Below are 6,571 nucleotides of genomic sequence, written 5' to 3'. Positions count from 1 at the left end.
GCAGATGTTAACGCCGTAAACACGGGCGGGGGAACCCCGCGACTACCCCCAGGAGAACGAGAACCATGAGCACACGTGAGCAGCGCATCCGTCGCCAGATCGAGAAGAGCGTCGCCGACCGTCGCACGGGCGAGGTGCTGTGGCGCGTCGTGACCCCCGACGGCAGCCTCGATGTCGTGCACGGCGACCTCGACCGGCCGTTCTTTGTCGCGAGCGTGAGCAAGCTCTTCACCGTCGCGTGCCTGGCGCGACTGCGTGACGAGGGCCGCCTCGACTGGGATGCTCCGATCGCGACCTATTTGCCTGACCTCGACCTGAGCGGCCTTGCCGTTGAGAACGGCCGCGACGTCAGCAGCGAAATCACCGTGCGCGAGGTCATGGGCCACACCGCCGGGCTCGCCGACTATTTTGAAGGCACGCGCCCCGACGGTCCGACGACACTCGAGCGCGCGATGCAGAACGACTTCGGCTGGGGCGAGGCCGAGGTCGTCGAGTGGACGCGCGCCATGACCCCCGCGCGCCGCGGCCGCGGGCTCTACAGCGACACGGGCTTTCAACTGCTCGACGGCGTGGTCGAGCGTCTCGACGGACGCTCGTTCGCCGAGTCGGTGCGTGCGCGCATCACGGGCCCGCTCGGTCTCGACCACACCTACGTGTTCACGACCGAGACGCTCGATCGCTTCGATGAGATGGCGATCATCCGCCACGGCGACGATGACCTCCGGCTGCCCTTGCTTCTCGCCTCGTGCGGCGGTCAAGGCGCCGTGGTCTCGACCCTGCGCGACGGCGTCACTTTCTTGCAGGCGTTCTTCGACGGCCGCCTCTTCGAAAAGGCTTTGCTCGACGAGATGCTGACCGACTGGCACCGCATCTTCAACCCGCTTGAGTACGGCACGGGCGTCATGCGCTTTCGGCTTCCCGCGGTCTTCACGGGCTTTCGCTCGTTCGAATTCCAGGGTCACTCGGGCGCCTCGGGCGTGGTGTGGTACCGGGATGCTCGCACGGGCGTCATCGTCGTGGGCACGGTCAACCAGCTCAAGCAGCGGCAGTTGCCCTACCAACTGATGATCCGCACCGCTGCGCTCGCGGCATCCTGACCCACCGCGGCCCCAGCCGCGCGGAGTAGCGTAAACATGTGACTCGCCCCCTCGCCGTTGTTGATACTGCTGACCCGATCGCGTGCCTCGCCGCTCTGCGCGATGCCCTCGATGGCACGGGCCCGGCCGTCTTGTTCCGCGGCGGTGGCGTGAACCCCGTGCACACGGCGCCGCTCACGGTCGACGACGGCGTTGCGCTCGTGGTCGAGACGAGCGGTACGACCGGCCGGCCGAAGCGCGTCGCCCTGAGCGCCGACGCCGTGCGCGCGAGCGCCGCCGCGAGCGAGAGTGCCCTCGGGGGGCCCGGGCAGTGGTTGCTCGCCTTGCCGGTGCAATACATCGCGGGCAGCAACGTGCTGGCGCGTTCTCTCTCGGCGGGCAGCACGCCGATGCCCGTGCCGGCTGGTCGGCTGAGTGCCGCGCGTGTGCTCGAGGCCGTCGCGGCCATGGACGACCCGGTCAGGTATACCGCTCTCGTCCCCGCCCAACTCAGCCGACTCGTCGACGAGGCTGAGGCCGATGACGCTTTGCGCCGAGCGCTCGCGGGGTTCTCCCGCATTCTCGTCGGTGGACAGGCCACGCCCGCACCGCTCATCGAGCGCGCAACGGCGCTGGGCTGGCACCTCACCCGCACCTACGGATCGAGCGAGACCTGCGGCGGAGTCGTCTACGACGGTGTTGCCGTGGGCCAGACCCAGGTGCGCATCACCGACGGCCGCGTCGAACTTGGCGGCCCCACGCTCGCCGAGGGCTACCTTGACGACCCCGAGCGCACCGCGGCGACGTTCGTAGAGCACGACGGGCAGCGTTGGTACCGCACCGATGACGCGGGCGAGCTCGTCGACGGCGTGCTGCGCGTGACGGGTCGCATCGACGACACGATCGTCACGGGCGGACTCAAGGTGCGCCTCGGCGACGTCGAGCGCATCGTGCGCGAACAGCCGGGCCTCGCCGACGCCGTCGTCGTCGCGGGCCATCACCCCGAGTGGGGCGAAGTGCCCGTGGTCGTCACGACGACCCGACCTGACCTCGAGTCGCTGCGTCGCGCCGTCGGGGCCACGATGCCTCCCGAGGCGCGCCCCGATCGCATTCTGACCGTGGATGCTGTGCCCCTCTTGCCGAGCGGCAAACCCGACCGGCTCGCCCTGACTCGCCGCGCGGCCGCGGGTCACTAAACTCACGCTCGTGGCCACGACGAAGAAGGCGCGCGCGAAGAAGCCCGCCAGCAAGCAGACCAAGCGCACGAACCCCGCAAAGGCGAGCGCGGCATCCGGAAACCCGGCGAAGGTGCGCCGCGCGACCGCGCGCGACTGGATCGCCGGTGCCCGCCTGCGCACCCTGAGCCTCGCGATCTCGCCCGTCGCACTCGGTACCGCCATCGCGTACGTCACGCAGGGCTACAACCTTGCGCTCGCGTTGCTGTGCCTGGGCGTCGCGGTGTTCTTGCAGATCGGCGTCAACTTCGCCAACGACTACTCCGATGGCGTGCGCGGCACCGATGCTCAGCGCGTCGGACCCAGCCGCCTGACGGGTTCGGGTGCTGCCCGACCCCGCACGGTGCTCACGGTGGCGCTCGTGTTCTTCGGCCTCGGGGCCGCCGCGGGTATCGCGATCGTCGTGCTCACGGGCATCTGGTGGCTGCTCGCCGTCGGTGCCGTCGCGATCGTCGCGGCCTGGTTCTACACGGGCGGCAAGCTGCCCTACGGCTACCTCGGGCTGGGCGAACTCGTCGCGTTCCTCTTCTTCGGACTCGTCGCCACGATGGGCACGACCTTTGTGCAGATTCAGCAGGTGCCCTTCGAGGCGTGGCTCGCTGGTTCGCTCGCGGGACTCTTTGCGGCGGCGATCATGCTCGTCAACAACATCCGCGATCGCGAACAGGATGCCCGGGTCGGCAAAAAGACCTTGGCAGTTCGCATCGGCGACCTTCCCGCGCGCATCCTCTTCGTGCTCATGCTGCTCGGCGCCTTCGGATTCATCGTGCCGTTCGCCCTCATTTACGTGTGGGCGCCCATGGTCTTTTTCACGCTGCTGATTTCGGCACCCGTCGTGCTCATCGTGCTGCTCGCGAAAACGCCGCACGAGCTCGTGCTCGCGCTCAAGCTCACGTCGCTCGCGGCGCTCACCACGGGCCTCGGGCTCGCGGCGGCGATCGCCTTCTAGCGCGTCGTCGGCTCGCTCGCCGAGCGACCGGCGTCGTCCGACGCAGCGTCTTCGGCTTCGGCGTCGGGGTCAACCGACGGCCGGGTGCGCCGGGCGTGCAGGTCGAGCGCCACAGCGTCACGCAGCGACGAGAAGAAGATGTACGAGACCGTCATGGCGATGATGCTCGCGATGATCGCGGCCCACCACCAGTCAATCTGCAGGGCGAGCAGCACGCCGAGCGCCGCGCCAAACAAGCCGAGGCGAAGCAACGTGTACTGAATCCATGGGCTCACCTCATCAGTCTACGAGCGGCCTCTCGGTGAGCGCTGAGCGCGTGCGGCGTACACTTTCGGCATGCCTCGTGTCTTGGTCGTGCTCGCCGTCGTTGCGGTCGCCTTTTGGGTGTACAGCATCGTTGACGCGCTGCTGACCGACCGCGGCCGAGTCCGCGCCTTTCCCAAGCAGGTCTGGGTTGCCGGTGTCGTGCTGCTTCCCGTGCTTGGCGGCGTGCTCTGGCTTGTCGTCGGAAAAGCGCGTCGTTCGGCAGGCGGTGTTCGTCGCCCCATCGCGCCCGACGACGACCCGAGCTTCTTGAGCACGCTTTCGAGTGACGAGGTCGCGCGCCGCGCGGCCGACGACGAGCGCCTGCGTCGCCTCGAGCAAGAGCTCGCCGACCTCGACGATGACACCCCCGCTGACCCCGAGCGCTGACCCGGCCGTGTCGCCCGCGAGCATCGCGGCGATGGCACTGCTCGAGGGGCTCATCGAGGCTGGCGTTGCTGACCTGGTGCTGAGCCCGGGATCACGCTCACAGTCGCTCGCCCTCGCTGCTGCTGCCCTCGCGCGCGCGGGTCACCTCGACCTTCACGTGCGCATCGACGAACGCGTCGCGGGCTTCACGGCCCTCGGCCTCGCGATCGAGAGCGGGCGACCTGTTGCCGTCGTGTGCACCTCGGGAACCGCCGTGGCCAATCTGCACCCCGCGGTGCTCGAAGGGCACCACTCTGGGGTTCCGCTCATTGTGTTGACCGCCGATCGCCCCGCCGAATTGAGAGGCATTGGCGGCAATCAGACCACGCTGCAGCCGGGCATCTTCGGCGAGATTGTGCGCGCCGACTGGGACATTCCCGCGCCCGTTGGCGACCCAGCCGAGGCCGGTGATGCGCGCGAGCTCGGCGCCCTTGCTGTGCGCGCGAGCGCCGATGGCCCGGTGCATCTCAACCTCGCCTACCGTGATCCGCTGAGCGGCCCCGTCGATGTGCCCGCCACCGTTGCTCGGGGGCCCGTTCCCGAGCGACCCACAGTCGCCGACCCTGTCGTCGTCGAACTGCATCCCGACGACGCCACCGTCGTGATCGCCGGCCACGGCGCTGGCCCTGAGGCCGAGGCTCTCGCTGTTGCCTTGGGCGCGCCGCTCATCGCCGAAGTCACGAGCGGCGCACGCTTCGGTCGCCATGCTGTCGTGGCCTACCGCCACGTTTTGCGCGGCCCGCACGGCGAGGCGGTCGGCCGCGCGATCGTGGTCGGGCATCCCACGCTCAGCCGCGAGGTTCCGCAGTTGCTCGAGCGCTCCGACGTCGAGGTGCTCGTTGTGCGCACTCCTGGCGTCGAGGATTACAACCCCGGGCGGCGGGCCCGCATCGTCGACGAGGTGCGCGCGCTCGGCACCCCTGATCCTGCGGTCGTTCGACGCTGGGTGGGCGGCTGGGTGAGCATGTCGCGCGCCGTGCTCGAGTCTGAGGCGCCCGACGACCCCGCTCCCGACCTCTCGCTCGCCGTGCCGGATGACCGCGGCGTGCGCGCCGCCTTCGCGAAAGCCGAGCTCGCTGTGCTGCGCGCGCCGATTGATCGACGGATGCTCGCGCGGGCCGTGTGGGCATCCACCTGGCCCCACGACCGTCTCGTGCTCGCGGCGTCGCGTCTTATTCGCGTGGCCGACGCGCTCGTTCCGGGCAAGGCCATCACGGCGCACGCGAATCGCGGGCTCGCCGGAATCGACGGCACCGTCTCGACGGCCACGGGCATCGCTCTCGCCGCGGCGCGCAACACGCGGGCCGGCACGACGCGCGTTCTGACGGGCGATCTCGCCCTGCTGCACGACGCCGGGGCGCTGCTCGTTCCGCTGCCCGAGGGTCTGCGCCTGCACGTCTTCGTGGGCAACGACGGAGGCGGCACGATCTTCGACGACCTCGAAGTCGCCCAGTCCGCCGACCCCGACGATTTCGCGACCGTCATGCGCACACCGCACCGTGCCGACCTCGCGGCGCTCGCCGCGGCAGGGGGCTGGGCCTACCGCCGGGCGACAACCCGCGCCGATCTCGATGACGCGCTCACGGCGCCCGAGCCGCTGCTGCTCGTCGAGGTGCCGCTCGAACCGTAGCCGTGCGCGCGGCGCCCGGGTAGCATCCGGCCATGGATGAGTTGTTGCGGGCCCGCGCCGGATTCGTGCTGGCCGACGTTGATTGCTCCGCGACCCCAGGCATCGCCGCCGACAAGAAGCGCGCCGAACAGATGCTGGCCGAGGGCGCTGAGCATCTTGGCGCCCTGCAAGAGCGCCTCTTTGCCGCGAGCCGCTCGGGCGCGACGCAGCGCGTGTTGCTCGTGCTACAGGCCATGGACACTGCCGGCAAGGGCGGCATCGTTCGACACGTCGTCGGCGCGGTTGATCCGCAAGGCGTGCACCTCACGGCCTTCAAGAAGCCCACCGACGAAGAACTTGCCCACCACTTTTTGTGGCGCATCGAGCGCCGCTTGCCCGAGGCCGGAATGATCGGCGTCTTCGACCGTTCGCACTATGAAGACGTGCTGATCGGCCGGGTTCGGCAGTTGGCCCCCGCCGATGAGATCGAGCGGCGCTACGGCGAGATCATCGATTTCGAAAAGCGGCTCGCCGACGACGGCGTGACGATCGTCAAGGTCATGCTGCACATCAGCCGCGACGAGCAAAAGGCTCGCCTGCACGAACGCCTCGACCGCCCCGATAAGCACTGGAAGTACCGCCCGGGCGACATCGACGAACGCCTGCTGTGGGACGACTACCAGGCTGCCTATCAGATCGCCATCGAGCGAACGGATGCCGAGCACGCGCCCTGGTACGTCATCCCCGCGAACCACAAGTGGTACGCGCGCCTCGCGGTGCAGGCACAGCTCATCGCCGCGCTCGAACGCATCGACCCGCAGTGGCCGCCCGCCGACTTCGACGTTGAGGTCGAGAAACGGCGGCTCGCCAGTTCCTAAGGAAGAGAGCGGCCTGCTGCGCGGCCGGTGGGAGCCCCTGTGTTGATGCGGCGCCCTCCAAGAGAGGGCGCCTAACGGAGGGCGTCTGCGAT

General features: G+C 69.3%; 7 protein-coding genes. 6 read left to right on the top strand and 1 reads right to left on the bottom strand.

What is annotated here, in order from left to right:
* Window positions 1-65 precede the first annotated feature (65 nt).
* Genes SFU54_RS07620 through SFU54_RS07610 form a run of 3 tightly spaced genes read left to right on the top strand, consistent with a single transcriptional unit; the run spans window position 66 to window position 3,260 of the window.
* Window positions 66-1,097, top strand: coding sequence for a serine hydrolase domain-containing protein (locus SFU54_RS07620; protein WP_319015686.1), 1,032 nt, complete (start codon window positions 66-68; stop codon window positions 1,095-1,097).
* A gap of 38 nt (window positions 1,098-1,135) precedes the next feature.
* Entirely contained in the window at window positions 1,136-2,272 is a 1,137-nt protein-coding gene (locus SFU54_RS07615) for an AMP-binding protein (protein WP_319015685.1), read from the top strand.
* A gap of 10 nt (window positions 2,273-2,282) precedes the next feature.
* Entirely contained in the window at window positions 2,283-3,260 is a 978-nt protein-coding gene (locus SFU54_RS07610; protein WP_319015684.1) for a 1,4-dihydroxy-2-naphthoate polyprenyltransferase, read from the top strand.
* Here SFU54_RS07610 and SFU54_RS07605 read toward each other — a convergent pair.
* A complete protein-coding gene (locus SFU54_RS07605) occupies window positions 3,257-3,535 on the bottom strand; it encodes a DUF4229 domain-containing protein (RefSeq protein ID WP_319015683.1) in 279 nt (92 codons plus the stop codon). The genes SFU54_RS07610 and SFU54_RS07605 overlap by 4 nt on opposite strands.
* A 61-nt stretch (window positions 3,536-3,596) precedes the next feature.
* Here SFU54_RS07605 and SFU54_RS07600 point away from each other — a divergent pair, with 61 nt between their 5' ends.
* The 3 genes from SFU54_RS07600 to SFU54_RS07590 are packed head-to-tail and all read left to right on the top strand — an operon-like array spanning window position 3,597 to window position 6,479.
* Window positions 3,597-3,953, top strand: a complete 357-nt coding sequence (locus tag SFU54_RS07600) for a PLD nuclease N-terminal domain-containing protein (protein ID WP_319015682.1) — start codon at window positions 3,597-3,599, stop codon at window positions 3,951-3,953.
* The gene (gene menD / locus SFU54_RS07595; protein ID WP_319015681.1) at window positions 3,925-5,622 is read left to right on the top strand and encodes a 2-succinyl-5-enolpyruvyl-6-hydroxy-3-cyclohexene-1-carboxylic-acid synthase; all 1,698 of its coding nucleotides are present in this window, start codon (window positions 3,925-3,927) and stop codon (window positions 5,620-5,622) included. The genes SFU54_RS07600 and menD overlap by 29 nt, the downstream gene beginning before the upstream one ends.
* A 32-nt stretch (window positions 5,623-5,654) precedes the next feature.
* Complete coding sequence (locus SFU54_RS07590; protein ID WP_319015680.1) at window positions 5,655-6,479, top strand: PPK2 family polyphosphate kinase; 825 nt, start codon at window positions 5,655-5,657, stop codon at window positions 6,477-6,479.
* Window positions 6,480-6,571: the final 92 nt, after the last annotated feature.

It is taken from the genome of Microcella sp., from assembly GCF_033763155.1.
Lineage (GTDB): Bacteria > Actinomycetota > Actinomycetes > Actinomycetales > Microbacteriaceae > Microcella.
The sequence above is the reverse complement of the archived record's forward strand: the minus strand, read 5'-3'. Positions and strand labels throughout refer to the sequence as shown.